The organism is Shewanella sp. 5_MG-2023 (assembly GCF_030547465.1).
GTDB lineage: Bacteria > Pseudomonadota > Gammaproteobacteria > Enterobacterales > Shewanellaceae > Shewanella.
Genome location: NZ_JAUORC010000031.1, coordinates 1 through 25,958, shown reverse-complemented (window position 1 = coordinate 25,958; position 25,958 = coordinate 1). Strand labels below are relative to the sequence as shown.

The following is a 25,958-nucleotide window of genomic DNA, read 5'->3' as shown; positions in this document are numbered from 1 at the left end:
TAGTTTAAGAATTAGTGCTGAGATTGCATAAACGCCATTGCTTTCATAACAAATTTCTCACCTTGCTTGGCGCCTGAAGTGAGTTCTGTTTGGCTTTCTTGCGCCGTTAACTCATCCCAATGAGCACGGACTTGTTCTGGGGTTTGTGAAGATTGAGGTAAAAAGCACCCGTCCGTTTCAAAGATGCTTGCGCTAGAATACCCGCCAGCTCCGGCACATAAAATGAATCGATTAGGCGCTTCATCATCACATAAGGTTAGCATCCCAGCAGTTACCGCCTCAGGTGCGAATGCTTTTACAATTTCTTCTGGCATTAAATCTTCCGTCATTCGTGTACCTGCAGTAGGCGCTAACGCATTAATTCGAATGTTATTTTTAGCGCCTTCAAGTACTAAGGTATTCATCAAACCTAACACCGCCATTTTCGCCGCGCCATAATTTGACTGGCCAAAGTTACCGTACATGCCACTTGAGGATGTGGTCATCACAATACGGCCATAATTTTGCTGTTTCATGATTTCCCAAACCGCTTTAGTGCAGTTCACTGATCCCATAACGTGGACATCCATCACTAACTTGAAGTCATCTAGGAGCATTTTAGAAAATGATTTATCGCGTAAGATACCAGCATTGTTGATAAGAATATCAACCCGCCCCCACTTCGCCATGGCCTGCTGCACCATGTCTTCCACTTCGTTAAAATTAGCCACATTTGCACCATGACTTATGGCTTCTCCGCCCATAGTCTCAATCAATCTAACCACTTCTTGAGAGGCTGCACTTGAAGCGCCGCTGCCATCTCGAGCACCGCCTAAATCGTTAACCACCACTTTAGCGCCTCTTTTAGCTAACTCTAATGCGTGAGAACGCCCTAAACCATTTCCAGCGCCAGTAACTATTGCCACTTTTCCGTCAAAACTCATCGTCATAATGATTTCCTAATTGTTATATTTCTTTCTTGTTATTGTGGTTCCAGAAAAGTCTTTATTTAACCATTTGTACTGAAATCCATTGAGCAACCAGCGCTGGTGTATCACAGCCTTCTATTTCTATTGTTACTTCGGTAGATAATCTAAATTGTCCTGGTTTTTTCTCTTCAATAGATAAGGTTTTTGCAAAAGCACGAACACGACTGTTAACCGTTACAGGTTGTAAAAATCGCACTTTATCGAAACCGGCATTTAAGCCCATATAAAAACCATCGATGATGACGCTGAAGTCTTCGGCAAAATGAGACAACATAGACAAAGATAAAAAACCGTGAGCAATGGTGCTGCCGAAGGGGGTCGATTTGGCTTTTTGTTCATCTACATGGATAAATTGATGATCGAGCGTGCAATCTGCAAATTGGTTTATTTGCTCTTGAGTAATGGTATGCCAATCAGTAGCCTCAGCTTGAAAGCCGATATACTTTCCAATGTCTTCTCTATTAATTACTGTTGGCATTATGTTGTCATTCCCTTGTCACATTTAATTAATGAATAAAAATTAAGCATTAACTCATGCTAATGTGAGCAACAAGATTAAACAAATGAATAGTTTTGATACCTTCACATTCCCGTAGCGAATAGTAGATGTGGAAGTTAAAAAGATAAATTGAATGAAAATTTACCCTGATAATAAAAAAGCATGACTGATAAAATCAATCATGCTTTTGAGGGGGTTATAAATTAATTTATAAGTTAAGCTTCAAAATCACCAGATACACAATACAACCTTTAAAACCAATCAGGTTGCATATCAAAACTTGTACTGTCAGAGGTTAACAAAATGGTTGACCAGTGCTCAATTTTCGGTAGTTCAAATCGATAAAAATATTGCTGAGCCTGCAGCTTACCTTGATAAAAGTTTTCATCTGCTTGATGCGGCTTTTTACTGAGTGCTTCTGTGGCTACTATCGCTTGTTTTAACCATAGCCATGCAATAATAATGTGGCCAAACAATTCCAGATATTTAACTGAATTTGCTAATGCTAAGTCTATATTTTCAGTCGACATTGCCGTTAATACTGAGTCAGTAGTAACTTTTAATAACCTTACTGCATCACTTAACCGACTCGAAAACACTTTTAAATTTGGGTGTTTTTTTGCTACAGCAATGGTTTTAGTTATTTCGTCCAATGTTGCTATATAACCCTGCATCTTGTTCATAGGCACTTTGCGGGTCATTAAATCTAATGATTGAATGCCTGTTGTGCCTTCGTGTATCGGATTAAGACGGTTATCACGATAGAACATTTCCACAGGATGCTCATTAATATAACCATGGCCTCCCATTACCTGAATCGCATAGGAGTTGGCTTTAGGCCCATATTCAGATGGCCAGGTTTTAATGATGGGGGTTAAAAAGTCTAATAGCGTGTGAGCATATTGTCGTTGCTCTATGGTTGGCGCTGTTTTCTCGTCATCACTTAATTGGGTGCCGTATAACACTAATGATAAAGCACCTTCTGCAATGGCCTTTTGCGCTAATAGCATACGTTTTACATCTGCATGCTCAATAATATTGACCATAGGGGATAACGGGTCTTTACAAGAAGGTAAACGACCTTGTGGACGGTTTTTGGCATAATCAACTGAGTACTGATAACCGGCGACAGCAAGTACAGCGCCACTCATGCCGACCATGATGCGGGCTTCATTCATCATGTGAAACATGTATTTCAAACCGCAATGTTCTTCACCCACCAAGTAACCTATTGAACCATTTTTTTCACCAAAATTCAGCGCCGTTGAGGTTTGCGCCCGGCCGCCCATTTTATGAAATAATCCTGCCAATGCCACTTCATTATCGTTACCGATTGTGCCGTCTTCATTTAATAAAAATTTAGGGACGACAAAAAGTGAAATACCTTTTACCCCTTGCGGTGCGCCACGGAGACGGGCAAGCACCAAATGGACGATATTTTCACTGAGATCGTGATCACCGCCCGAAATAAATATTTTATTACCCGTTATGCGATAACTGCCATCTTCAGCTTTAATCGCTTTGGTAGTTAAATCCCCTAAACCAGAGCCACTTCCCGGTTCAGTCATCGCCATGGTACCCATGAAGCGACCTTCACGCATTGGTTTAACCCAGGTTTCAATCAGTTCATCACTGCCGTGGGCTTCAAGTAAATTGGCGTTTGCCGTTGTTAGCATGTTGTAACCCATACCTACGCCCCCAGCCACACTAAGATAAGCGCCAGCTGCACTGGCGACAATTGGCGGCAGTTGCATTCCACCGACATCGTAATCTGCGGTGGCTGCAGCAATACCTGATTCATTGACGGCATCAATAGCAGGTTTTAATTCAGGTATGAGATGCACTTTAGTGCCATCAAATGTCGGTTGATGTGTATCTAACTTTTGGCGAATGGGAAGAAAATGCTTCTCTGCAATGGCTTTAGCGGTATTAACGACTTCATTAAATGTTTGTCGATCATGATCTTGGTAACGCTCACGAGTAATCAAAGCCTCACTATCAAACAGTTCATAAAGCATAAATTCAAGATCGCGTTGATTCATTAAACGAGCTGGCATAATTTGTTCTCTTTATTGGTCAAAAACTCGCTGTAAATCCTGTAAAACAGTGATTCCCTAAGCGTGACTAACTCACTCTGGCTAAAAGTTACCTTTTAAAGGGCTGATACTCCGCCATCTACTGCGATACATTGGCCTGTCATATAGGTATTTGCTGGCGATAGCATCATCAACATCACCGCGACTATTTCTTTGGGCTCACCAAGGCGTTTCATAGGTGCGCCGCGGCTCATTTTTTGTTGCTGCTCAGCATCTGCAAAATTGGTGACCATAGGGGTTAGCGTAAAGAATGGACAAATTGCATTAACCCGTATATTGGCGCGGCCATATTCAACCGCAGCGGTTTTGGTTAAGCCAATAACCGCATGTTTTGCCATTGAATAAGCACTGCCTAATGCCGCGCCGCCAATACCCGCCATAGAACTGACATTAAGAATGACCCCTTCTCCTTGGGTCAGCATTTGTTGTATTTGATGACGCATGCCAAATTGCACACCTTTAACGTTTACCGCAAATTGGCTATCCATAATAGATTCATCTATCTGATGAAACGGCATAAACTCATGGGCAACCCCGGCGTTATTGACTCCAATATCTACACGACCAAATACCTCCATGGCAGTGTCTACCATTAATTTACACTGGTCATTTTTTGAAACATCGCATTTCATGGCTAGAATTTCTGCGCCTGTTGCCGCAATATCATCTGCCACTTTACGAACACCTGCTTCATTGATATCGCTGATCACTAGTTTAGCGCCGCGATTTGCTAGTTCTTGGGCAAGTAGTTGTCCAAAACCTTGTGCCGCCCCGGTTATGATGGCGACTCTACCGCTAAAATCTAATAATGGATCCATGAGATAACTCCTGTAATTCGTGGTTTATTTGGTTATAGCAGTGAAAGCTGCAAGTTATTTTTGGGCGATTACTTGTAGGGCCATTTTTGCTAACGGTTCGACAAATGCGCCGACTTTATTAGCATTTTCGTTTGATGCATTGCCTTGGGATGCGCGTTTAGCAACGCCTTGAGCAATAGCGGCTAACCTGAAGAAACTAAATGCGAGATAAAACACCCAATTTTCAATGCGCTCGATACCCATTCTTTGGCAATATCGGGCTACATATTCCTCTTCGGTAGGGATACCTAAACTAGTACGATCAACACCTTTCAATCCGTCGATGCTACCCATACCTGCAGGCATTCTTAGTTGCATACATTGATAAGCTAAATCAGCATACGGGTGGCCTAACGTTGATAATTCCCAATCCAGCAGTGCAATGACCTTGGCTGAGTCTTTGGCAAACATCATATTGTCTAGGCGAAAATCGCCATGGACTAGACAGCTTCGACCGTCATCATTAGGTAAATTCGCTTCTAGCCATTGGCTTAGATCATTCATCGCTTTAATGGGGGTAATTTCAGTCTGGCGGTATTGAGAAGTCCAACGGGCTAATTGACGCTCAAAATAGTTACCTGCTTTACCATAATCACTTAACCCTACCTGCTCGACATCAACACTATGCAGCGCTACCAATACTTTGTTCATTTCATCATACATTGCTGTACGTTGCTCATTCGTGGCTATGTCAGATAAAGATGCACTCCAATACACAGTGCCATCACAATACTCCATCACATAGAACATCGAGCCGATGATGTTTGGGTCCTCACATAAGTGATATACCTTTGCGACTGGCACCTTAGTATCTTGCAATGCTTTGATCACTTTATATTCGCGATCCACAGCATGGGCTGACTTTAGCAACTTGCCAGGTGGTTGCCTGCGCAGCACATAGTTACCTGTTGCCGCTTGCAATTTAAACGTCGGGTTAGACTGGCCACCGGCAAACTTTTCAAGCGTAATGGGACCCTTAAAACCCGCAATATGGCGCTCTAGATACTGAGTTAATTGTTTAAGGTCTATTAAATTATCGTCTAACATTGGCAATTCTCTTTTAGACCACTTAGGGTCAATAGTTAACTTAATTTAGTGTCGCGAATCAAAACCACTTCACCCTTTTGATTACAGTCAGGTGATGCCAGATGTTAATTCGCTACCTTCTTAACTAAGTCACGTCCCAGTTGCATCATATGCACCTGATCGGGTCCATCAGCTAAACGTAAGGTTCGTTGCCCAGCCCAAGCATGAGCTAAAAATGTATCTTGGCTAACACCCACAGCCCCATGGCATTGGATTGCACGGTCGATGACATCAAGGGACATATTCGGGGCAACAATTTTAATCATGGCGATTAAATCTTTAGCGGCTTTATTGCCTTCGGTGTCCATTTTTTGGGCTGCTTTTAACGTCATCAATCGCGCTTGTTCAATCTGACAGGCTGACTTTGCAATATCTTCACGTACCGATTGTTGTTTTATCATCGGCTGACCAAACACAATACGTTCACTGACACGTTTACACATTAAATCTAAAGCCCGCTGGGCGATGCCAACTGAGCGCATGCAATGATGTATCCGCCCAGGGCCTAAGCGACCTTGAGCGATTTCAAAACCTTTGCCCTCACCAACAATAATGTTTGCAACAGGTACACGGACATTGTCAAACATGACTTCAGCGTGGCCTTCTGGCGAGTCATCAAAACCAAATACCTTCATCGGCCTGACTAAAGTCACACCAGGGGTATCCATTGGTACCAGCACCTGTGACTGCTGTACGTAGCGATTGCTATTTGTTGGATCCGTTTTACCCATCACAATCATAATTTCACATTGCTTGCGGCATGCGCCACTGATATAGAATTTACGGCCATTAATGACATATTCATTACCGTCACGTTCTATACGTAATTCAATATTGGTCGCATCACTTGAAGCGACTTCTGGCTCTGTCATCGCAAAAGCTGAACGAATTTTGCCTTCCAGTAATGGTTCTAACCATTGTTTCTTTTGGGCTTCGTTACCGTAACGAGCTAATACTTCCATATTGCCAGTGTCAGGTGCAGCGCAGTTAAATACTTCAGGCGCCCACATCACGCGGCCCATTAGTTCTGCTAGCGGTGCGTATTCTAAATTGGTTAATCCAGCACTGTATTCTCCATAGGTCACAGGTAAAAATAAGTTCCACAGCCCTTGTGCTTTAGCTTTTGCTTTTAATTCTTCCATTAATGGAGGCGTTGACCATGGTTCAAGTTCAACTTGTTGATGCATCGCCTCTTCATTAGGAAAAATATGTAAATCCATAAACTGACTGATACGCTCAATCAGGTGCTGCACTTTGTCACTGTATTCAAAATTCATAATATGTCCTTATAATGTTGACAGCATTGATATATTTGGCTCGACTAACTCAGCGACATCAAAGATTTTTTATTAAACGATTTAATATCATTTATCGCATTGGTCTTTATTTTGTTAACCCATTGCGGGTCTACTAACAAGGCGCGGCCAATTGCGACGAGATCAAATTCGTCATTATTTAAACGCACTAACAGTTCATCAATTCCAGTTGGATTGGAGGTACCCGACAAGTCAGCATTACCTTCGCCAATAAAGTCTGCATCTAAACCAACATTACCCACTGTAATTACGGGTTTATGAGTCAGTTTTTTAGTCCAGCCCGCTAAATTAAGATCTGAACCTGCAAATTCAGCAACCCAGAAACGGCGGGTACTGGCGTGGAATATATCGACACCGGCATTGCTGAGTAAACATAAGAAAGTTTCTAATTCCTCAGGGGTTTGGCAAAGCTTGGCGCTATAATCTTGTTGTTTCCACTGAGAAAATCGGAAAATAATTGTAAAGTCTGCACCTACAGCTGCACGTATGGCTTTGACAATCTCAACACCGAAACGAGTGCGATTTTCAAGTGAGCCACCATATTTATCATGGCGTTGGTTGGTGCCTTCCCAGAAAAACTGATCAACTAAGTAACCATGTGCCCCATGCACTTCGATAGCATCAAATCCAATATTTTTCGCATCCAATGCTGCTTGGGCAAATGAAGCAACAACGTCATCAATATCGGCCTGAGTCATAGCGACACCATTTTCTGCGCCAGGTTTGTATAAACCAGACGGACTATGGGCAGGCGCTTCTTTATCTGGACCTATGCCTAATTTTCTGACAGACCCCACATGCCAAAGCTGAGGGGCAATTTTTCCGCCAGCGGCGTGTACTTCATCTACCACATGCTTCCAGCCTGCAAGGGCCTTCTCTCCATAAATCGCGGGCACGTTTTCATAACCGTTAGCCGCTTTATGGGAAATAAAGGTACCTTCGGTAATAATTAAACCTACATCACCTTCTGCGCGGCGACGATAGTAAGCCGCAACATCTGCAGTAGGCATATAGTTTGGCGAAAAGGCACGTGTCATTGGTGCCATCACGGTTTTATTTTTTAATGACAAACTTTTGCTGCTGAAAGATTCAAATAGTTTATCGATACTATTATTGGTGTTATTCGGAGTGCTGTTGTTAGAAATAGTGCTGTTGCTTGAAATAGTGCTGTTTTGACTGCTCATAATTTTTTTCCTAACACGGGTTTTTATTGGTTATTGTTTTTAGTTATTTGATGCGAATTGACTGCTATTAATAACGGCTTTTGCCAAAATCTCGTTAATTAACCGATTAAATAGCCACCATCCACATTAATCGCGGTGCCTGTGGTATAGCTAGAAGCGTTAGAGACGAGATACAATACTGTGCCGGCCATTTCGTCTGGCTGCGCCACACGTTTCATTGGCACGTGATGCATCATTTGTTTGAGGATTTTAGGGTTGTCGACTAATGCCGAGGCAAATTTAGTATCTGTGCCGCCAGGTAGTAACGCATTAACTCGAATATTAAACTGAGCACATTCTTTGGCAAAAGCGTGCGTCATTGAAATTACCGCAGCTTTGGTTATCGAATATATACCTTGATAATCACCCGGGATAACGCCATTAACGGATGCCACATTGACAATAGATCCACCGCCACTTTGCTTCATCAATTTAGCGCCTTGGGTAGACATAAAGAAATAGCCACGAATGTTAACGTCGACAGTTTTTTGAAAGGCACTTAAATCAGTATCCATAATGTGGCCGAAATATGGATTAGCGGCGGCATTGTTCACTAAAATATCTAACTTGCCATGCTTTTGTGTAATAGCGGCAAACAGCGAGTCTATTTGTTCCATCTCACCAATATGACATGCAATTGCCTCTGCACTGCCGCCAGCGATAACAATGTCATCGACCACTTTATTACACGCATCAAGTTTTCGACTTGAAACGATAACATGCGCGCCGTACTGGCCTAAAAGTTTCGCAATACTTTTACCAATACCACGACTCGCGCCAGTGACTAATGCTACTTTCCCTGTTAAATCAAATAAGTTGATCTCTGCCATGCTTAATCCCTATCTATTTTTAAGTTGTTTTATGCGGCGTTATCTAAAGGTTACCCAGTCTTCTCCTGCTTGCTCTAAATGACTATAATTATTTAAATAATCGATACTTAGCATCTGTTCTGAAAATAATAATTTAGTAACACTGGTGTTTCTAACCTGCTGATTTATCATCAATAATTCTTTATTGGTTAATTTAAGGATATGTTGAATGATGACTGAAATTGTTCCGCCGGAAGTAAATACCAATATATCTTTTGATTTTTTTGCATTGTCATCATTAGCACTAAGCTGGCGTTTAGTGGCCAACTCTTGATCTATTATATTTTGTAGCGCACGGATGCAGCGTAACTTGAACTGCGGCCAGCTTTCTTTATATTCGTCATGTTTATCACTGAACATCCAGCGTTCTAACGCCAGTGCAAATTCTTTTTGAAAGGTTTTATTGGGGTGCTGCAATTTATTGATATCTTCACTCATCTTGGGGAAGTTTTGCCATTGAGGGTGGTGTTTTTTTAAAATATCAACATGGTCAAATTCATTAAAGCCCGAGTGAATAATCATCGGTACTGTGCTGGTTTGATAACCTTTATTAAATCCAGATAATGTTTGCCCATGGCGTAACAGATCGCCACAATAAAACTTACTTGGCTGGGCTCTTGCGCGCCAATATTCACCAAGAAGCTGTGCTTGTTGTTCACCTTTTTTTGACAGCTGATCGTAATCAGCACTTCCAAAAGAAGCTTGCCCATGTCTTATCAAATATATTGCAGCCATATAAATACTCAGTGTGATATTGGGTTTTAAGCAGCGAAACAAAAAACGTTTATTGATGCTTCAATTTGTTTATAGCTTTTAATTACCACCTGCACGTTTATTGACTAACAACTGCTGGTGGTTTAGTTACCTTTGTAATCAGGCTGTTTAAAATCGACTTGACTATGCTAAGGTTGCAACCTAGATTAAACAAATGAATAGTTCTTATACCCTACTATTTATATTTTAAATAGTTAGGCTGATAAATTTTAACCAGCGTAGGTTGAATTTTTTTGATTAAAGTTAGCAGTGTAGATTTTTAGCAAGGATGCAATGGTGTCAGCATGAAAATAGATTTAAATTTGTTTGTGGTTTTTGATGCAATTTATTGTGAGGGAAATATTACAAAAGCGGCTTCTGTACTAAATTTGTCTCAACCCGCAGTCAGTCATTCCTTAGGTAAGTTGCGTGCTCACTTTGATGATGCTTTATTTGTGCGACAAGGTAATGAAATGAGACCGACGCCGGTGGCAAAGAATGTTATTGCGGATGTGCGTGAAGCCTTACATCAGCTACAGGTTTGTTTGGTGCAATCAAGGCAGTTTGAGCCGTCAACCTCCCGTGAAAATTTTTCACTGTCATTGCATGGTTCATTAGAACCCTACTATTTACCGCCACTACAGCAAAGTTTATCTAAAGAGTCTCCGACGATAAATCTACGCAGTAATAAACGAGTAAGGCGTAGTGATTTAGAAAATAAATTAGCCAGTGGCGATATCGATTTAGCCATTGATGCACTTATTCCTGTTAGCAATAATATTTTGCATACCCAACTAGAACTAGATCAAGTGGTGGTGGTGGCACGCAAGGAGCACCCAACTATTAATAGCAGCTTAGATTTGGATACTTATTTACATCTTCAACATGTTTTAGTGTCTTCGCGCTCAACAGGGCCAGGACTTGAAGATTTTGAATTATCACGCTTAGGCTTACATCGTAAAATATCATTACGCTGCCAACATCCTTTTTCGGCATGCCGTATTATCACCAATAACGATATGTTGCTCACATTGCCTAGAAGAGCAGCTGAGATGTACAGTGAATTGTTTGATATCAACATTTATCCGATGCCTGTTGAATTGCCGGGCATTGACGTGCATTTATATTGGCATGTGAATGTCGATAAAGAACCCGCTAATAAGTGGCTTCGTAATAAAATGATTATGGCGGCATCAAATAACTAAACTAACAATTAATTGGCCCGTTAAAAGCTTGTCAGTAACTGAACCTAGACTTAATCAATAATATTGGCTTTGATTTGAAAGTTTGATGCAAGCTGTAGTTAAGCACTGTTAACGTTTTGAGGTACCAACTCGTCATCTACTAATGAAGTTTGACATTCACTATGTCGGTAGTACTAACTTGGTTTAAAGAAGGTGATTTTAGTTTTCATAATGCTTAAATCACCCTAACTCAGAAAACATTTCTATTAAGTTGTTAGGGTTATCGGCAGGATGCTGGCAGTGTATCCGTTCTTTACAACTGAGCAGACATAATTGCCATAACTGTTGCTTTGTTTGAGTGTCTAAACTTCTAAAGTCAGCAACGCACAATTGGCCTGATTGAATTAACTTAGCAAGTTTATCGATGGATATTGAAATGTTTAATTGGGACATACTATTTTCTCAATTGATTTTTTGGCTATTATAACTAATTGAGAATGATTATCAATAAGATTCAGTCTTTATCTTTGACTATTTATTGTCAGCTAAAAAATCAAACCATGTTGATTGCGGCTTTCCGTCAATTGAATAGTTAACTAGCGCGCGCCAAACCATATAATTACTACTACAGGAACCGTAAATAGCACTACCTTTATAGTGGTTAGGATTACTGTTTTTTTCTGCAGTAAGATTTACCGGTATTACCCCCATAAACATGTCTCTTCCTTCGATTCGCATTTTTACATCAGTGACAGGGACGGAAAAGTGTAAATCAATACTCAAAGGTTTTTCACTTGGTGTGAAAACGGGGTTAATCATCAGCATAATGTCGACACTGTTAACATTTAACTTACATACCCCTTGTTGAAATTGGCACAAACTGCTGTCTATTACAGCAGATGTTACTGTTTTAGTGTTTGATTGAGGATTACATCCACCTAAAAACACTATAAAAAAAGAGCCAACAATCCATTTTGTTAAAAACTGCACAACTTTTAACCTCTCGATTCATATTGATAACATTATCTTTAGGAAATTGATCTAGATCAAGTTTACACCTAGCTCACATATATCTTTTTTGACTTAGCTCAAGTATCATTACATTGCCTCGTGATAGTTATAAAAAACATGAGGTAACACCTTGACAATAATTAAAAAAGCAACTCTAAAACAGATACTTTTTTAACCACCTGTCACCCTAAACAGGTAAAGATCTTTCTTTACTAATTTTAAAGTAAAAGTAATAAGCCGTGGAAGCATTATGATGAACCATTCCCAGCCTACAGGCGCTGATTACAATTACACCGTTGTTCGCCAATTTGCATTAACCACAGTATTGTGGGGAATCGTTGGTATGGCAGTTGGTGTATTGATTGCGGCCCAGTTAATCTGGCCACAACTAAACTTTGAAACTCCATGGTTAACGTATAGTCGTTTACGACCTTTACATACGAATGCCGTGATTTTCGCGTTTGGTACTTCAGCTCTTTTCGCAACATCCTACTATATCGTACAACGCACTTGTCAAACCAAACTGTTTGCACCTAAATTAGCTGCTTTCACGTTTTGGGGATGGCAAGCCATTATCCTCTCTGCTGCAATTACATTACCAATGGGTTTCACCTCTGGTAAAGAATATGCAGAACTTGAGTGGCCAATTGATATCGCCATTACCATTGTCTGGGTGAGTTATGCAATTGTGTTCTTTGGTACCATTATCAAACGAACAACATCGCATATTTACGTTGCAAACTGGTTCTTCGGTGCTTTCATCATTACGGTTGCAGTATTGCACATTGTTAACTCAATGGCGGTACCAGTAAGCTTATTCAAATCCTATTCAATGTATTCTGGCGCAGTAGATGCCATGGTGCAGTGGTGGTATGGCCATAACGCTGTTGGTTTCTTATTAACAGCAGGTTTCTTAGGTATGATGTACTATTTTGTACCTAAGCAAGCTGGTCGTCCGGTATATTCTTACCGTTTATCAATTGTTCACTTTTGGGCATTGATTGCGTTATATATCTGGGCAGGTCCGCATCATCTTCATTACACTGCTTTACCTGATTGGACACAAACATTGGGTATGGTGATGTCGCTAATTTTATTCGCACCTTCTTGGGGCGGTATGATTAACGGTATTATGACACTGTCTGGTGCTTGGCATAAACTGCGTACAGATCCAGTATTACGTTTCTTAGTTGTTTCATTATCTTTCTATGGTATGTCTACCTTCGAAGGACCAATGATGGCAATTAAAACCGTAAACGCACTGTCTCATTACACTGACTGGACTGTTGGTCACGTTCACTCTGGTGCGCTTGGTTGGGTTGCGATGGTTTCAATTGGTTCTTTATACCATTTAATTCCTGTGCTATTTGGCCATGGCCGTATGTACAGTACTAGCCTAGTTAACGTCCATTTCTGGTTAGCGACAATTGGTACAGTTTTATACATAGTATCAATGTGGATCTCTGGTGTGATGCAAGGTCTAATGTGGCGCGCAGTTAACTCTGACGGTACTTTGACTTATAGCTTTGTTGAAAGCTTAGAAGCATCTTATCCGTTCTACTTTGTTCGCTTTATTGGTGGTGTGTTCTTCTTAACGGGTATGTTTATCATGGCGTATAACGTGTTGCGTACCGTTAATGCCCCTAAAGACACCCTTCCAGCATTAGCTGAAGCCAAAGCATAAGGAGCAGAACGATGAAATTTAATCATGAAATAATCGAAAAAAACATCGGCCTGCTTGGTATTTTTACTGTAATCGCAATTAGTTTCGGTGGTCTAGTACAGATCACCCCTTTGCTTTTCCAAAAAGATACTACTGAACCAGTTGAAGGTTTAAAGCCGTACAATGCTTTGCAGATTGAAGGTCGTGATATTTATGTCCGTGAAGGTTGTTACAACTGTCACAGCCAAATGATCCGTCCTTTACGTGCCGAAACTGAACGTTACGGTCACTACTCTGTTGCTGGCGAATCAGTTTGGGACCACCCATTTCAGTGGGGGTCTAAACGTACTGGTCCTGACTTAGCCCGTGTTGGCGGTCGTTACAGTGATAAATGGCATGAAGTGCATTTAATCGACCCACGTAGTGTAGTGCCTCAATCTAATATGCCTGCTTACCCTTGGTTAGCAGATACCAAATTAGATGGAAAACTAACGGGCAATAAAATGCAAATCTTAAGTAATTTCCACCCGGATCATAATTTGTATACCGCGGAAGAAATTGCAGGTGCTGAAGCTGCTGTTAAAGGCAAAACTGAACTTGAAGCGTTAATTGCTTATCTTCAGTCTTTAGGTCATGCACTGAAATAAGGAGGCAGTTATGGATTATGGAACATTACAAGGCATTCTAACCATTATTGTTATGGTGGTATTTGCCGGTATTTTCTATTGGGCTTATAGCTCAAAAAGCAAAGCCAAATTTGATGAAGCTGCTAATCTGATTTTTTCTGAAGAAGAAATCGCGACACGCGCTAATAATTCAGGAGATAATAAGTAATGAGTATCTTTTGGAACGTTTGGATTATTTTTCCAACATTATTAGTTATCGCCGGTTGTTTTTTCCTGCTTAGAGCTTGCTCTAAGAACAACACAGGAATTGATGAAGGGGAATCAATGGGTCATAGCTTTGACGGCATTGAAGAACTCAATAACCCACTACCAAAGTGGTGGTCTTATATGTTCTACATCAGTATCGTGTTTGGTTTGATTTATCTAGCACTTTACCCCGGTCTTGGCAGCTATCAAGGGCTATTTGGTTGGACAAGTTCGAACCAAAGTGTTCGTTCAATCGAAGAGTCTAAAGCAGCGGTTGAGTTAGCTACTGCAGAGCAACGCCTTTCTCAGTACGATCGTGAAGTCGCAAGTGCTGACAAGCAATACGGCCCTATCTTTGCTGCTTATTTAGCTACGCCAATTGAAGAGCTAGTTAAAGACGAAGAGGCACTTAAAGTTGGTGGGCGTTTATTCCTACAAAACTGTGCTCAATGTCATGGTTCGGATGCTCGCGGTAGTGTTGGCTTCCCAGATTTAACCGATGGTAATTGGTTATATGGTGGCGATCCTGCAACTATTAAGACAACGCTGATGAATGGTCGTAACGGCATGATGCCTCCTAAAGGCGGATTACCCATCGAAGATAGTGAAATTCGTGGCTTAGCTGAATACGTGTTTAAACTATCAGGACGTGATCATGACGCTACGTTAGCAGCTCAAGGTCAAGGTTCATTCATGAAAGGCTGTTTTGCTTGTCATGGTATGGATGGCACTGGTAATAAGTTTATGGGCGCACCTAATTTAACTGATGATGCTTGGTTATATGGCGGAAGCCGTTTACAAGTTATGCAATCAATTGCAAATGGTCGTTCAGGTGTTATGCCAGCGTGGAAAGATATCCTAGGTGAAGAAAAAGTTCATGTAGTATCTGCATACGTTTATAGCTTATCAAACAAATAGTTACAGCTTGATAACAAAAAAGGCCTCGTTTAAACGAGGCCTTTTTTTTAAGTGATTATTAATGGTTTTCAGGTTAAAATAGATTAATAATAAAAGTTAATAATTAGGACCGTTTTATGTCTGCTCCTCTTCCCTGGTATAAGCACTTTTGGCCTTGGTTTATCGTTGTTCTTCTTTTTGTTGTTGTCCTTAAAAGCATGGTTGCGATGAGTATCGCCATTGATAATGCTGACTCCTTGGTTTCAGATGATTATTACAAAGAAGGCAAAGCCATCAATATGGATTTGCGTAAAATTAAGCAAGCTAAAAACTTAGGCATGCAATACTTAATTGAAGTTGACGATCACGAACTTAAAATATCTCAACATGGCGGTCCTGCATACCAAGCCGTATTGAAAGTCAGTTTTATTCACCCAACCCTTGAAGAAAAAGATTTCAACATTAATGCCACTGCTGATGGCAACGGCACATATCGAATTGGTTTATCAGAAGCGATTTCTGGGCCATGGAATGTCCGACTTGAAGGCTTTGATGCAAGCTGGAGAATCCAGCAACGTATTGAAATTCATGATGATGTCGAATACTGGTTGAATTAATATATATAATGCAAAACTGCTATCACTGTAATGAACCTGTTTTAACTGGCAATGAATTCACCACTTTTATCGACAACCAAGATCAGCTTATGTGCTGTCCTGGTTGTCAGGCGGTTTCACAAGCTATTATTGATTCTGGTCTTGCGAGTTATTACCAATATCGAAGTGAACCGGGTAGCAAACAAACTGCCCTGGTCCCAGCTGAATTAGCCCAATACTCAGCTTATGATATCCCTGAAGTTCAACAAGACCTTACCCACAAAGTTGATGGTATCAATACCATTTCAGTTTCGATTGACGGTATAACCTGTGCGGCATGCGCATGGTTAATTGAACATAAGCTAAAACAATTAGCGGGTATTACTAACATAAGCGTAAATTCTACCACGCAGCGCGCTTTAGTTAGTTGGCATGAAGAGTCACTGAAACTCAGTGAAATTCTTGCGGCGATAAGCCGTATTGGCTACCAGGCTGCGCCTTATCAAGTGGATGAGCAAGAAAAGCAAAGTAAAACAGAAGGCCGAAAGTTTTTATTACGCTTAGGCTTAGCTGGTTTTGCTACCATGCAAGTGATGATGTTTGCATTGGCCTTGTACTCTGATTACTTCACCCTCCAAGATACTCAAATGCGCGATTACTTTCGCTGGGTCAGTATGACCTTGGCCGCGCCAGTGGTATTTTATTCTGCTCAGCCTTTTTATTTCAGCGCCATAAGAAGTTTACTTAGCGGTAAACTCAATATGGACTTATCGGTATCAATTGCAATCGCCGGAGCTTATATTGCCAGTTGTTTTGCAACGATTAATGGCAATGGAGAAGTGTATTTTGAATCTGTCTCCATGTTTACTTTCTTCCTATTACTTGGCCGCTATTTTGAACAAAAAGCCAAACAAACTGCATCCGTCAATTCAAGTAATCTTCATAAACTGGTGCCATTAACAGCTCATTTAAAACTTGATGGTGATATTTCAGAAATACCTGCCAAGCGATTAAAATTAGGCGATATTATCCTTGTTAGACCGGGCGATATCGTTGCCGCTGATGGGGATATTATTGAAGGGAAATCGGGTCTTAATGAATCAATGCTCACAGGTGAGCAAATGCCTCTCATTAAAACCATTAATGACAGTGTATTTGCTGGCACAATTAATATTGATCAAGCCCTGACGGTAAAAGTCACCGCTTTAGGACAAGATCAACTCGTCGCTGAAATTATTCGCTTGCAAGAAGTGGCTTCAAACACCAAACCTGCTATTGCGAAACTGGCTGATAGGTTAGCGCGTTATTTTTCAGGTACGATTTTAGCAATTGCGTCGTTAACCTATGTGGTGTGGTTACAAATTTCACCAGAAGATGCTTTTTGGGTGACATTATCGGTATTAGTGGCAACCTGTCCTTGTGCCCTCGCCCTTGCTACGCCAACTGCGATTACTTGCGCGACGGCTATTTTTACCAAACTGGGTATAATCACCCGAAAAGCTGGGGTATTTGAAAAACTGCCTCGTATCAACCATGTCGTATTCGATAAAACCGGTACCTTAACCTGCGGCACTATTTCACTTGAAAGTATTGTATTAACCGATAGCCAAAATGAACAAACCGTTTTAGCCTATGCCGCCGCATTAGAAACTGGCTCACTTCACCCAATTGCCAGTGCATTTAAAGCCCATGCTCACAGTGATATTTGTGCCACCGACATACAGCATCACGTTGGCTTAGGCATATCAGGTAACATTAATACTGATGTCGTTAAAATTGGTAATGCTGAATTTGTGGGAGTCGATGCCAATCAGTGTAACGGCAAACTGTTGTGGTTGTCTGTGAATGACATTATTACAGCCTGTTTTTCCCTAAAGGATGCTCTCAGGGTAGATAGTCTAGAAACCATAAAACAACTTCAACATCAAAATATCGATGTTAGTATTGCTAGTGGTGACTGTGCCAGCCATGTGAACGCTATCGCGCAGCAGCTTAATGTTAAAAATAGTTATGCAGGACTTAACCCTAAAGATAAACTAGATTTGATAAACAAATTACAACAAACACAAGATGTGGCAATGTTTGGAGATGGCATTAATGATGCTCCCGTTTTAGCCGGAGCCAATTTATCCGTCGCGATGGGAAGTGGCAGCGCTATCGCTAAAAATAGTGCTGATTTGATTTTACTTGGTGATCAACTATCTAAGTTTAATCAAGCAATTACAGTTTCAAAGTTAACAAATAAAATAATAAAACAAAACTTAATTTGGGCGTTTGCTTACAATGTCATTATTCTACCGCTAGCGGTTACCGGTCATGTAGTACCGTATATTGCAGCGATTGGAATGTCAGTTAGTTCGATTATTGTCGTATCTAACAGCTTACGCTTACTCAGGATAAAAATATGAGTATCATCTACGTACTAATTCCTATCGCAATGCTATTTGTTGCAATTGCTGTTGCCATCTTCTTTTGGGCAGTCAAAAGTGAACAATTCGACGATTTAGACCGTCAAAGTGTTTCTATTTTATTTGATGAAGATAAACCAAGTGAAACAGAATCAGAGAAAAAGAATTGATTGAATACAATGTATGGGGTGCTTTTTTAGTTGGATTAATGGGTGCGGCACATTGCTTTGGCATGTGTGGTGGTTTAGTTGGCGCATTTGCATCTAACTTACCCAATACAGCATCGAATCAGCTCGCCAATCAGTTAAGTTTTTTATTAAGCTACAATCTAGGCAGGATACTCAGTTATACCCTAGCAGGTGCATTAGCTGGAGCCAGTACCGCAGCCTTAGGTTATATGTTTGACCTTGATAACTATCTTATCGGCCTGCGTATTTTTGCTGGCATTATGATGATAGCCACAGGGCTTTACATCGCCCAGCTTTGGTTTGGTATTGTGCAAATCGAAAAAGTGGGCAAAATGTTATGGCGTTTTTTAAAGCCATTGGCTAACAAATTGTTACCCATTAAACATAAACATCAAGCCGTTATGGCTGGTATAATATGGGGTTGGTTACCATGCGGTTTAGTCTATAGCACCCTAACTTGGGCTGTTGCGGCTGGTAATGCCCTTGATGGCGCCTTAATCATGTTAGCTTTTGGTTTAGGTACATTGCCCGCGTTACTCAGTGCCGGTGTAGCGGCGAAAACGTTAGCTCAATGGGTACAAAAAAAGCAGGTCCGAATGATAAGTGGGATCTTGATTGTAGTATTTGGGCTACAAACTATATATATCGCCATCATGCAGCTAAACTAGCTGTAACTTTGTTATTAGTTTAACATGGCTAAGTAGTAATTAATTGAGAGTACATATGCCTATAGACCCAACTAAACAACTTCGAGCATCAACCGGAGGTTGTGCGATACATTGTCATGATTGCAGTATGGAATCATTATGTATCCCCTTCTCGCTTAATAACAACGAGTTAGATAGACTCGATGAGATTATTGAGCGTAAAAAGCCAGTGCAAAAAGGTGACCAAATATTTAAGTCTGGTGATCCTCTCAAGTCTTTATTTGCTATTCGATCTGGCACAATTAAAAGCTACACCATCACAGAGCAAGGCGATGAACAAATCACTGGCTTTCATTTAGCTGGTGACGTTATCGGCTTTGATGGAATTCATTCTCAAATTCATCAGAGTTTTGCCCAAGCATTAGAAACTGCAATGGTATGTGAAATACCGTTTGATACTTTAGATACCTTAGCGGGCAGTATGCCAAAACTTAGACAACAGATAATGCGTCTCATGAGTAATGAGATCATGAGCGATCAAGAAATGATTTTGTTGTTATCTAAAAAGAATGCCGAAGAACGCCTAGCCGCATTTATCAGCAATCTGGCTAACCGTTTTGGTAGCCGCGGTTTCTCACCTCATGAATTTAGATTAACCATGACCCGTGGTGATATTGGTAATTACCTTGGGCTAACAGTTGAAACAATTAGCCGCTTACTTGGCCGTTTTCAAAAGTCAGGCTTTATTGAAGTTAAAGGCAAATACATCACTATTGTTGATCATAAAGCACTGAGTCAGTTAGCGGGTAATTCGCGGATTGCAACCTAGGCCTAACAACTTTTCAAAGTTTGATCTCTCTCAAAGTATTTTATGGCAATAACAGTGATAGTTAATTAACAGAGTTTAACATTTTAGCTTGGAGGTTTTATGAAGGATTATAATAAGATACTCGTTGTCATAAACCCTATGACAGATCATCAACCTGCGTTAGCTAGAGCTGTTGAGCTAGCGAGTAAGTCCAACGCAACTATCACTGCATTTCTCACTATTTTTGACTTCTCCTACGAGATGACATCAATTTTATCCAGTAATGAGCGTGAAGCTATGCGTCAAGGCGTTATAGCTCAACGTGAAACCTGGTTAAATGAAGCCATCGAAAGTTATACTAAGACTGGAATGTCTATTGATGCGAAAGTAGTTTGGCACAATCGCCCATTTGAAAGTGTTATTAAATACGCTATCGATGAACAATTTGATTTGTTGGTCAAAAGCACCCACGAGCACGATAAACTCAAATCAATTATTTTCACCCCTACTGATTGGCATTTATTACGTAAAGCGCCTATTCCTGTTCTTATGGTTAAAGAACACGATTGGCCAGTAGCAGGTAATATTGTTTGCGCAATAAATGTAGCGTCTGAAGATGAAGATCATCAGACTCTTAATACCAAAGTTATTAAAAACGCCTTAAATTTAGCCGATAAGTTTTCAGCTAAAGTGCATTTAGTTAATGGCTATCCAGGTACCCCTGTCAATTTAGCCATAGAATTGCCAGAGTTTGATGCCGCAAGTTATAACGACACGGTCCGAATGCAGCATGAACAACGGATCCAATCTGTCGCCCATAGCTTTGATATTCCATTAGAAAATTGCCATGTTGAAGAAGGTCTGCCTGAAGATATTATTCCTGAATTAGCCACAAAGTTAGACGCTGAGTTAGTTATTTTAGGTACAGTGGGTCGTACAGGTTTTTCTGCCGCACTAATTGGTAATACAGCAGAACATGTTATTGATAGCATTAACTGTGATCTGCTCGCTATCAAGCCAGATGGGTATAAGTCACCTCTAGAAGAGTAAATCCTTTACCCTAAGGCAGAATGCTGGAATAATACGCGCCCTGAAACAAATGGTTACTGGGCGCTTTTTTATGTCGCAAATGCAACAACAAAACAAACTACAATTGGATCGTCAAAATAAGCTCGAAAAAAAGCTCCGCCATGAAGTTGGTCGTGCTATCGGCGATTATCAAATGATTGAAGAAGGTGACATTGTTATGTGTTGCCTTTCAGGCGGCAAAGACAGTTATGCCATGCTTGATATTTTATTAAATTTACAAAAACGTGCCCCGATTTCTTTTGAAGTTGTCGCGGTAAATTTAGATCAAAAGCAACCTGGGTTTCCAGAAGATATTCTACCTGCCTATTTAGATAGTTTAAAAGTTGCCTACCATATCTTAGAAAAAGACACCTACTCGATAGTCAAAGATAAGATCCCTGAAGGTAAAACCACTTGCTCTTTATGTTCTCGCCTTCGTAGAGGAACCCTATATGGTTTCGCACAGCGGATCGGCGCCACTAAAATTGCCTTAGGTCACCACCGTGATGACATCATTGAAACATTATTCTTAAATATGTTCTTTGGTGGCAAGATGAAAGCAATGCCACCAAAATTACTTTCGGATGATGGGGCTAACATGGTGATCCGTCCATTAGCTTACTGTAAAGAAAAAGACATCGCTGAATACGCAGAATTGAAACAGTTCCCGATTATTCCATGTAACCTTTGCGGATCACAAGAAAATTTAAAACGTGGTGCAGTTAAAGACATGCTAAAACAGTGGGATGTGGATTTCCCTGGTAGAATCGAATCCATCTTCACGGCGATGCAAAATACCTCGCCGTCACAAGGTGTTGATCGTAACCAATTTGATTTCTTATCACTTGAAAGAAATGCTGACGCACCTATGTCTGGCGCTGTGGCTGAATCAGAGCTACCTGCATTTGATTTTCTTGATATGAGTAACAACGGCCATATTAATCTTGATGCTGCAGCAAGAATTGATGTTGTGAGTACCTACAAGCCGTAACCACATAACGTTCGATTATACAGCACTTTAATAAGTGCTGTAGATATACAAAAGCCCTCTATTGAGGGCTTTTTCAATCTATCTAAAATGTTTTACTCGACAAACGGGCTAATGACTGCAGGAGTAACAGAAAAAGAAATCTCATTTAATTCATTGAGTGTAAAGTTAGCCAATTGTAGCGGCTCACTAATAAGCTGCTGTTTATTATCAATGCTAACAGTTACCGGATAGTCAGTATCGTTAAAACTGAATGTAACACCAGATATTGGCTTTCTAAAATACTTCATTGGAAAACCTTGCTGGCCATCCAATAACGCATCCATATCATCTTTTACCGCAAGGATTTGCTGCTGATTATATGATTTAAGCTGTTGCTTCGCCCTCACCTGCATTGCTATGCCACATCCTGTGGGATCACCCTTCATGGTTAAGTTAATTAAACCGCGATCAGATTTTAACTGAGCATCATAAGGTAAAAAAAGCCGCTGCTGCTCATTAAAAGTTAATGGATATTGGTTTTTCTCAGTACTGATATCCCCGCTTAAAATAGTGCAAGCTTGAGTTTTAGGCACACTAAACACAATTTCAACTAACTGATAGTTGGCTTTGTTGACCTGCTTTAATCTTTCGTAAAAACCGGCATAAGGAATAGATACCGTATCGGCAATTGAAAAAAAGCTTACCGAGAAAGCCACTGTAGCCATTGCTAATCTTGTTGTTATTTTCATTAACTATAATCCAGCTAAATAATTTTTATTATGACGCATCATTTGAAGTAATTCGTCGATATATTCATGTTTACGTTCTGAGTAATGTAACAGGCCAAAGACCAATTCTTCTGCAGTGGGCTCAATATCTTGGGCTCTTAGATCCGCCCTGATTGAACGTAATAAATGGTAAGCCGAATTAGTATTCAAATTAAGCAGGTATGCAGCTATTGAGTCCTCTGGGGTATCAAACGATGCAACTTCATGATTAAGCCCTGGGGTTCTTGATTGCGGCACTAAACCACAGCCTTTAGAAAAGCACCATTGCCCAAAATAATTATTACCTTCTGTAGCGAAGCGAGAGCTGCCCCAACCAGTTTCATTGGCGGCTTGAATTAGTACCATTTTAACTGGCAAGGTATCGACGCGTTCAAGTAACGGTGTCAGAGTGATTAAATCAAACTTTTTTACTTGATATCGATATTTTTGAGTTAGCTTTTGCAATTTAAAAATATCAGCATCAGTAAGCGGTTGCCCATTACGAAGGTTATTGAGAATAACAATTAAAAATTTTCTTTCTGCACTAATAATTGCATTTTGATGTTTGACTGCAGGCGTCATGTAATCAAAAAACGTTTGTTTCTTAGTTGGGATATCTGAAATGCTCGAAAAATCTGGCACTTGATTTGAAAGCTGTGGGTTTTCTTTTATATCAGGAGTGGTTATCAAGATTTGTTCAATCGTTGGTACTAGCCAAGCTCTGATAAAAAACATAACAATGATGACCCCCGCTAAAGCAAGGGTAAACTTTCCAATTCTACCTGTTTTCAATTAAAAGCCTTTATGTAATTTTTTTAGTGATTATACCGAGATTTGCACGTAATAGAAGGTATGACTTAAAGCGATTAATCGCTATTTTAACAGACTGAAATATTTCAATAATAGAGATTAAAAATGGACTACCTTAAGCGCTTTTATATCAAGTTTAGATAACTGATTAAGTAAAAATAATGGGCCTTTAAGGCCCATTATCGTTAAAGCACCTGTGCAATCGCTTTACAAATCACAGGGATATTTTGTTTTGTCATTCCTGCAACGCTAATACGACCTGAGCCTACAATATAAACACCAAACTCTTCTTTTAAACGAGTTACTTGTTGCTTATTTAAACCAGAAAAACTAAACATACCGTTTTGACGTGATATAAAGCTAAAGTCTTGTGATACGCCTTCTTGCTTTAAGGTATCTACAAATAAGGTTCTCATTTCTGCGATACGTTGACGCATGGCACTAAGCTCTGATTCCCATTCTTTACGTAAGCCATCATCAGATAAAATGGTACTCACAATTAAGCCACCATGAGCTGGAGGGTTTGAGTAACTCGCACGGATAGTCTTTTTGATTTGGCTAAAACTTTTTTGTGCTACAACTTCTGTTTCAGCAACAACGGTTACTGCACCGATACGCTCATTATATAGACCGAAGTTTTTTGAGAATGAGTTAGCGACTAATAATTCAGGCACTTTGGCAGCTACAGCACGTAACCCTTGTGCATCTTCTTCAATGCCGGCGCCGAAGCCTTGATAAGCAAAATCAAATAAAGGAACCAATTGCTTGTCGCTACATAGTTGACCGATGATTTGCCACTGCTCAATAGTCAAATCAATGCCTGTAGGGTTATGACAGCAGCCATGTAAAAGCACCATGTCACCAGCTTGCGCAGTATTTAGATCGGTGACCATAGCATCGAAATCCATGTCATGGGTTTCAGCTTTGTAATAACCGTATTCTTTTATCTCTAAACCAGCAGTTTGAAAAATATTTTGATGGTTTGCCCATGTCGGGTTACTCACCCATAAGATATTTGAGTCAGTGTTGTTTACTAAAAACTCAGCTGCAACTCGTAAAGAACCTGTTCCGCCAGGTGCTTGGGCGGTAAATGCTCTTTTGTCACGTATGATGGCACTGTCTTTACCAAATAATAAGCTTTGAACCACTTGGTTATAACGCTCCACACCTTCAATTCCAAGATAGTTCTTTGTTTTCTCAGTCTCTAATAAAATGGCTTCAGCTTTTTTTACCGATGTCAGTACAGGAGTTTGACCTGCTTCGTCTTTGTATATCCCAACACCTAAGTTAACTTTGTCTGTACGAGTATCTTTTTTAAAGGCATCGGTTAAACCTAAGATAGGATCTGCTGGCGCTTGAGGGATTTGAGAAAATATCATTACATCTTTCCTACTATTGAAGTGAACAACTTTTTTTCTATTTATACCATTGTATGACTTTAGGAAGTAGTCACAAAAGACATTCTGGTAATAATTAGATCACAGTTTGAAGATTCATTAAAAATATTCCCATAAAACCAAATATTCTTGATAAAAAGAACTCTAACTTAGTTCATGGTTCAGTATTGTGTGTTTTTTATTTCAGATAGTCTTGATTGAGTACATCGAATAAAGAAAGACCAGCTAAAGTTTAACTGATGTTGTCTATTTAAAAACGACGAGGGATTATGAGTAATATGTTTTATTAAAATAAATTTTGGATACAAAAAGCCCCAACTAATGTTGAGGCTTTTTTGCACCATACTTACGTATGTAAGTTCTCATCATTGCTAAGCAAAGACTAAGAATAATGATACCCGAGGCCAGACTTGAACTGGCACGCCTATTTAAAAACGACGAGGGATTTTGAGTAATATGTTTTATTAAAATAAATTTTGGATACAAACAAGCCCCAACTAATATTGAGGCTTTTTTGCACCATACTTACGTATGTAAGTTCTCATCATTGCTAAGCAAAGACTAAGAATAATGGTACCCGAGGCCAGACTTGAACTGGCACGCCTATTTAAAAACGACGAGGGATTATGAGTAATATGTTTTATTAAAATAAATTTTGGATACAAAAAAGCCCCAACTAATATTGAGGCTTTTTTGCACCATACTTACGTATGTAAGTTCTCATCATTGCTAAGCAAAGACTGAGAATAATGGTACCCGAGGCCAGACTTGAACTGGCACGCCTATTTAAAAACGACGAGGGATTATGAGTAATAAGTTTTATTTAAACAAATTTCAGATACAAAAAAGCCCCAACTAATGTTGAGGCTTTTTTGCACCATACTTACGTATGTAAGTTCTCATCATTGCTAAGCAAAGACTAAGAATAATGGTACCCGAGGCCAGACTTGAACTGGCACGCCTATTAAGCGAGGGATTTTAAATCCCTTGTGTCTACCGATTCCA

The 25,958-nt window shown here is 40.1% G+C and carries 26 protein-coding genes; 12 read left to right on the top strand and 14 right to left on the bottom strand.

Going from position 1 to position 25,958, the window contains the following annotated elements; genetic code table 11:
* Positions 1–11: 11 nt before the first annotated feature.
* The 9 genes from Q4557_RS16810 to Q4557_RS16770 all read right to left on the bottom strand — a co-directional run bounded on the left by Q4557_RS16810 (position 12) and on the right by Q4557_RS16770 (position 9,649).
* Positions 12–929 (bottom strand): SDR family NAD(P)-dependent oxidoreductase, encoded by a 918-nt coding sequence (locus Q4557_RS16810; protein WP_102439457.1) that lies wholly within the window; start codon positions 927–929, stop codon positions 12–14.
* Positions 930–984: 55 nt separating this feature from the next.
* A complete protein-coding gene (locus Q4557_RS16805; RefSeq protein WP_102439458.1) occupies positions 985–1,446 on the bottom strand; it encodes a MaoC family dehydratase in 462 nt (153 codons plus the stop codon).
* 272 nt (positions 1,447–1,718) lie between these two features.
* Complete coding sequence (locus Q4557_RS16800; RefSeq protein ID WP_303414112.1) at positions 1,719–3,524, bottom strand: acyl-CoA dehydrogenase; 1,806 nt, start codon at positions 3,522–3,524, stop codon at positions 1,719–1,721.
* Positions 3,525–3,619: 95 nt separating this feature from the next.
* On the bottom strand, positions 3,620–4,381 hold the full coding sequence (locus Q4557_RS16795) for an SDR family NAD(P)-dependent oxidoreductase (RefSeq protein ID WP_303414111.1): 762 nt from the start codon (positions 4,379–4,381) through the stop codon (positions 3,620–3,622).
* Positions 4,382–4,435: 54 nt separating this feature from the next.
* Complete coding sequence (locus Q4557_RS16790; RefSeq protein ID WP_102439461.1) at positions 4,436–5,467, bottom strand: phosphotransferase family protein; 1,032 nt, start codon at positions 5,465–5,467, stop codon at positions 4,436–4,438.
* A gap of 104 nt (positions 5,468–5,571) precedes the next feature.
* Positions 5,572–6,783, bottom strand: a complete 1,212-nt coding sequence (locus Q4557_RS16785; RefSeq protein WP_303414110.1) for an acyl-CoA dehydrogenase family protein — start codon at positions 6,781–6,783, stop codon at positions 5,572–5,574.
* Between the two features lie 44 nt (positions 6,784–6,827).
* A complete protein-coding gene (locus Q4557_RS16780) occupies positions 6,828–8,006 on the bottom strand; it encodes an NADH:flavin oxidoreductase (RefSeq protein WP_303414109.1) in 1,179 nt (392 codons plus the stop codon).
* Between the two features lie 98 nt (positions 8,007–8,104).
* On the bottom strand, positions 8,105–8,875 hold the full coding sequence (locus Q4557_RS16775) for an SDR family oxidoreductase (RefSeq protein WP_303414108.1): 771 nt from the start codon (positions 8,873–8,875) through the stop codon (positions 8,105–8,107).
* Between the two features lie 39 nt (positions 8,876–8,914).
* Positions 8,915–9,649 carry a histidine phosphatase family protein gene (locus tag Q4557_RS16770; RefSeq protein ID WP_102439464.1) on the bottom strand — a complete coding sequence of 245 codons (735 nt, stop codon included), beginning with the start codon at positions 9,647–9,649 and terminating at the stop codon, positions 8,915–8,917.
* A 323-nt stretch (positions 9,650–9,972) separates the two neighbouring features.
* Between Q4557_RS16770 and Q4557_RS16765 the strand changes: the two genes are divergently transcribed.
* A complete protein-coding gene (locus Q4557_RS16765; RefSeq protein WP_102520578.1) occupies positions 9,973–10,872 on the top strand; it encodes a LysR family transcriptional regulator in 900 nt (299 codons plus the stop codon).
* 219 nt (positions 10,873–11,091) lie between these two features.
* On the opposite strand, the gene Q4557_RS16760 is transcribed toward Q4557_RS16765, so the two are convergent.
* Together Q4557_RS16760 and Q4557_RS16755 are read right to left on the bottom strand one after the other, a co-directional pair.
* A complete protein-coding gene (locus Q4557_RS16760; RefSeq protein ID WP_102439466.1) occupies positions 11,092–11,304 on the bottom strand; it encodes a hypothetical protein in 213 nt (70 codons plus the stop codon).
* Positions 11,305–11,382: 78 nt separating this feature from the next.
* A complete protein-coding gene (locus tag Q4557_RS16755) occupies positions 11,383–11,841 on the bottom strand; it encodes a hypothetical protein (protein ID WP_303414107.1) in 459 nt (152 codons plus the stop codon).
* Between the two features lie 271 nt (positions 11,842–12,112).
* On the opposite strand from Q4557_RS16755, the gene ccoN reads away from it, so the two are divergent.
* From ccoN to ttcA, 11 genes are all read left to right on the top strand, one after another.
* A complete protein-coding gene (ccoN, locus tag Q4557_RS16750; protein ID WP_102439468.1) occupies positions 12,113–13,546 on the top strand; it encodes a cytochrome-c oxidase, cbb3-type subunit I in 1,434 nt (477 codons plus the stop codon).
* An 11-nt stretch (positions 13,547–13,557) separates the two neighbouring features.
* The gene (ccoO, locus tag Q4557_RS16745) at positions 13,558–14,172 is read left to right on the top strand and encodes a cytochrome-c oxidase, cbb3-type subunit II (protein ID WP_102439469.1); all 615 of its coding nucleotides are present in this window, start codon (positions 13,558–13,560) and stop codon (positions 14,170–14,172) included.
* A gap of 10 nt (positions 14,173–14,182) precedes the next feature.
* On the top strand, positions 14,183–14,359 hold the full coding sequence (locus tag Q4557_RS16740; protein ID WP_102439470.1) for a cbb3-type cytochrome c oxidase subunit 3: 177 nt from the start codon (positions 14,183–14,185) through the stop codon (positions 14,357–14,359).
* Positions 14,359–15,315, top strand: coding sequence for a cytochrome-c oxidase, cbb3-type subunit III (gene ccoP, locus Q4557_RS16735; protein ID WP_102439471.1), 957 nt, complete (start codon positions 14,359–14,361; stop codon positions 15,313–15,315). Before Q4557_RS16740 ends, ccoP begins: the two co-directional genes overlap by 1 nt.
* A 116-nt stretch (positions 15,316–15,431) precedes the next feature.
* A complete protein-coding gene (locus Q4557_RS16730) occupies positions 15,432–15,911 on the top strand; it encodes a FixH family protein (protein ID WP_076536711.1) in 480 nt (159 codons plus the stop codon).
* Between the two features lie 8 nt (positions 15,912–15,919).
* A complete protein-coding gene (locus tag Q4557_RS16725; RefSeq protein WP_102520581.1) occupies positions 15,920–18,298 on the top strand; it encodes a heavy metal translocating P-type ATPase in 2,379 nt (792 codons plus the stop codon).
* Positions 18,295–18,468 (top strand): cbb3-type cytochrome oxidase assembly protein CcoS, encoded by a 174-nt coding sequence (ccoS, locus tag Q4557_RS16720; protein WP_102435391.1) that lies wholly within the window; start codon positions 18,295–18,297, stop codon positions 18,466–18,468. Before Q4557_RS16725 ends, ccoS begins: the two co-directional genes overlap by 4 nt.
* Positions 18,465–19,154 (top strand): sulfite exporter TauE/SafE family protein, encoded by a 690-nt coding sequence (locus Q4557_RS16715; RefSeq protein WP_102435393.1) that lies wholly within the window; start codon positions 18,465–18,467, stop codon positions 19,152–19,154. Before ccoS ends, Q4557_RS16715 begins: the two co-directional genes overlap by 4 nt.
* A gap of 55 nt (positions 19,155–19,209) precedes the next feature.
* Positions 19,210–19,962 carry an electron transport transcriptional regulator EtrA gene (gene etrA, locus Q4557_RS16710; RefSeq protein ID WP_102435395.1) on the top strand — a complete coding sequence of 251 codons (753 nt, stop codon included), beginning with the start codon at positions 19,210–19,212 and terminating at the stop codon, positions 19,960–19,962.
* 99 nt (positions 19,963–20,061) lie between these two features.
* A complete protein-coding gene (uspE, locus tag Q4557_RS16705; protein WP_303414082.1) occupies positions 20,062–20,991 on the top strand; it encodes a universal stress protein UspE in 930 nt (309 codons plus the stop codon).
* A 70-nt stretch (positions 20,992–21,061) separates the two neighbouring features.
* On the top strand, positions 21,062–22,000 hold the full coding sequence (ttcA, locus tag Q4557_RS16700) for a tRNA 2-thiocytidine(32) synthetase TtcA (protein WP_198589347.1): 939 nt from the start codon (positions 21,062–21,064) through the stop codon (positions 21,998–22,000).
* A 92-nt stretch (positions 22,001–22,092) separates the two neighbouring features.
* Here ttcA and Q4557_RS16695 read toward each other — a convergent pair whose 3' ends face one another.
* From Q4557_RS16695 to Q4557_RS16685, 3 genes are all read right to left on the bottom strand, one after another.
* Positions 22,093–22,728: a DUF2987 domain-containing protein gene (locus Q4557_RS16695; protein ID WP_198589348.1), complete on the bottom strand. Its 636-nt coding sequence runs from the start codon at positions 22,726–22,728 to the stop codon at positions 22,093–22,095.
* Positions 22,729–22,731: 3 nt separating this feature from the next.
* Complete coding sequence (locus Q4557_RS16690; RefSeq protein ID WP_102435401.1) at positions 22,732–23,538, bottom strand: glucosaminidase domain-containing protein; 807 nt, start codon at positions 23,536–23,538, stop codon at positions 22,732–22,734.
* A gap of 203 nt (positions 23,539–23,741) precedes the next feature.
* Entirely contained in the window at positions 23,742–24,935 is a 1,194-nt protein-coding gene (locus Q4557_RS16685; protein ID WP_102435403.1) for an amino acid aminotransferase, read from the bottom strand.
* Positions 24,936–25,958: the final 1,023 nt, after the last annotated feature.

Coding starts and splice junctions, on each gene's coding strand:
- Q4557_RS16810 (WP_102439457.1), bottom strand. CDS start 929: ATGACGATGAGTTTTGACGGAAAAGTGGCAATAGTTACTGGCGCTGGA.
- Q4557_RS16785 (WP_303414110.1), bottom strand. CDS start 6,783: ATGAATTTTGAATACAGTGACAAAGTGCAGCACCTGATTGAGCGTATC.
- ttcA (WP_198589347.1), top strand. CDS start 21,062: ATGTCGCAAATGCAACAACAAAACAAACTACAATTGGATCGTCAAAAT.
- ccoP (WP_102439471.1), top strand. CDS start 14,359: ATGAGTATCTTTTGGAACGTTTGGATTATTTTTCCAACATTATTAGTT.
- Q4557_RS16780 (WP_303414109.1), bottom strand. CDS start 8,006: ATGAGCAGTCAAAACAGCACTATTTCAAGCAACAGCACTATTTCTAAC.
- etrA (WP_102435395.1), top strand. CDS start 19,210: ATGCCTATAGACCCAACTAAACAACTTCGAGCATCAACCGGAGGTTGT.
- Q4557_RS16800 (WP_303414112.1), bottom strand. CDS start 3,524: ATGCCAGCTCGTTTAATGAATCAACGCGATCTTGAATTTATGCTTTAT.
- Q4557_RS16765 (WP_102520578.1), top strand. CDS start 9,973: ATGAAAATAGATTTAAATTTGTTTGTGGTTTTTGATGCAATTTATTGT.
- Q4557_RS16805 (WP_102439458.1), bottom strand. CDS start 1,446: ATGCCAACAGTAATTAATAGAGAAGACATTGGAAAGTATATCGGCTTT.
- Q4557_RS16725 (WP_102520581.1), top strand. CDS start 15,920: ATGCAAAACTGCTATCACTGTAATGAACCTGTTTTAACTGGCAATGAA.
- Q4557_RS16730 (WP_076536711.1), top strand. CDS start 15,432: ATGTCTGCTCCTCTTCCCTGGTATAAGCACTTTTGGCCTTGGTTTATC.
- ccoN (WP_102439468.1), top strand. CDS start 12,113: ATGATGAACCATTCCCAGCCTACAGGCGCTGATTACAATTACACCGTT.
- Q4557_RS16685 (WP_102435403.1), bottom strand. CDS start 24,935: ATGATATTTTCTCAAATCCCTCAAGCGCCAGCAGATCCTATCTTAGGT.
- Q4557_RS16740 (WP_102439470.1), top strand. CDS start 14,183: ATGGATTATGGAACATTACAAGGCATTCTAACCATTATTGTTATGGTG.
- uspE (WP_303414082.1), top strand. CDS start 20,062: ATGAAGGATTATAATAAGATACTCGTTGTCATAAACCCTATGACAGAT.
- Q4557_RS16770 (WP_102439464.1), bottom strand. CDS start 9,649: ATGGCTGCAATATATTTGATAAGACATGGGCAAGCTTCTTTTGGAAGT.
- Q4557_RS16795 (WP_303414111.1), bottom strand. CDS start 4,381: ATGGATCCATTATTAGATTTTAGCGGTAGAGTCGCCATCATAACCGGG.
- Q4557_RS16790 (WP_102439461.1), bottom strand. CDS start 5,467: ATGTTAGACGATAATTTAATAGACCTTAAACAATTAACTCAGTATCTA.
- Q4557_RS16695 (WP_198589348.1), bottom strand. CDS start 22,728: ATGAAAATAACAACAAGATTAGCAATGGCTACAGTGGCTTTCTCGGTA.
- ccoO (WP_102439469.1), top strand. CDS start 13,558: ATGAAATTTAATCATGAAATAATCGAAAAAAACATCGGCCTGCTTGGT.
- Q4557_RS16775 (WP_303414108.1), bottom strand. CDS start 8,875: ATGGCAGAGATCAACTTATTTGATTTAACAGGGAAAGTAGCATTAGTC.
- ccoS (WP_102435391.1), top strand. CDS start 18,295: ATGAGTATCATCTACGTACTAATTCCTATCGCAATGCTATTTGTTGCA.
- Q4557_RS16760 (WP_102439466.1), bottom strand. CDS start 11,304: ATGTCCCAATTAAACATTTCAATATCCATCGATAAACTTGCTAAGTTA.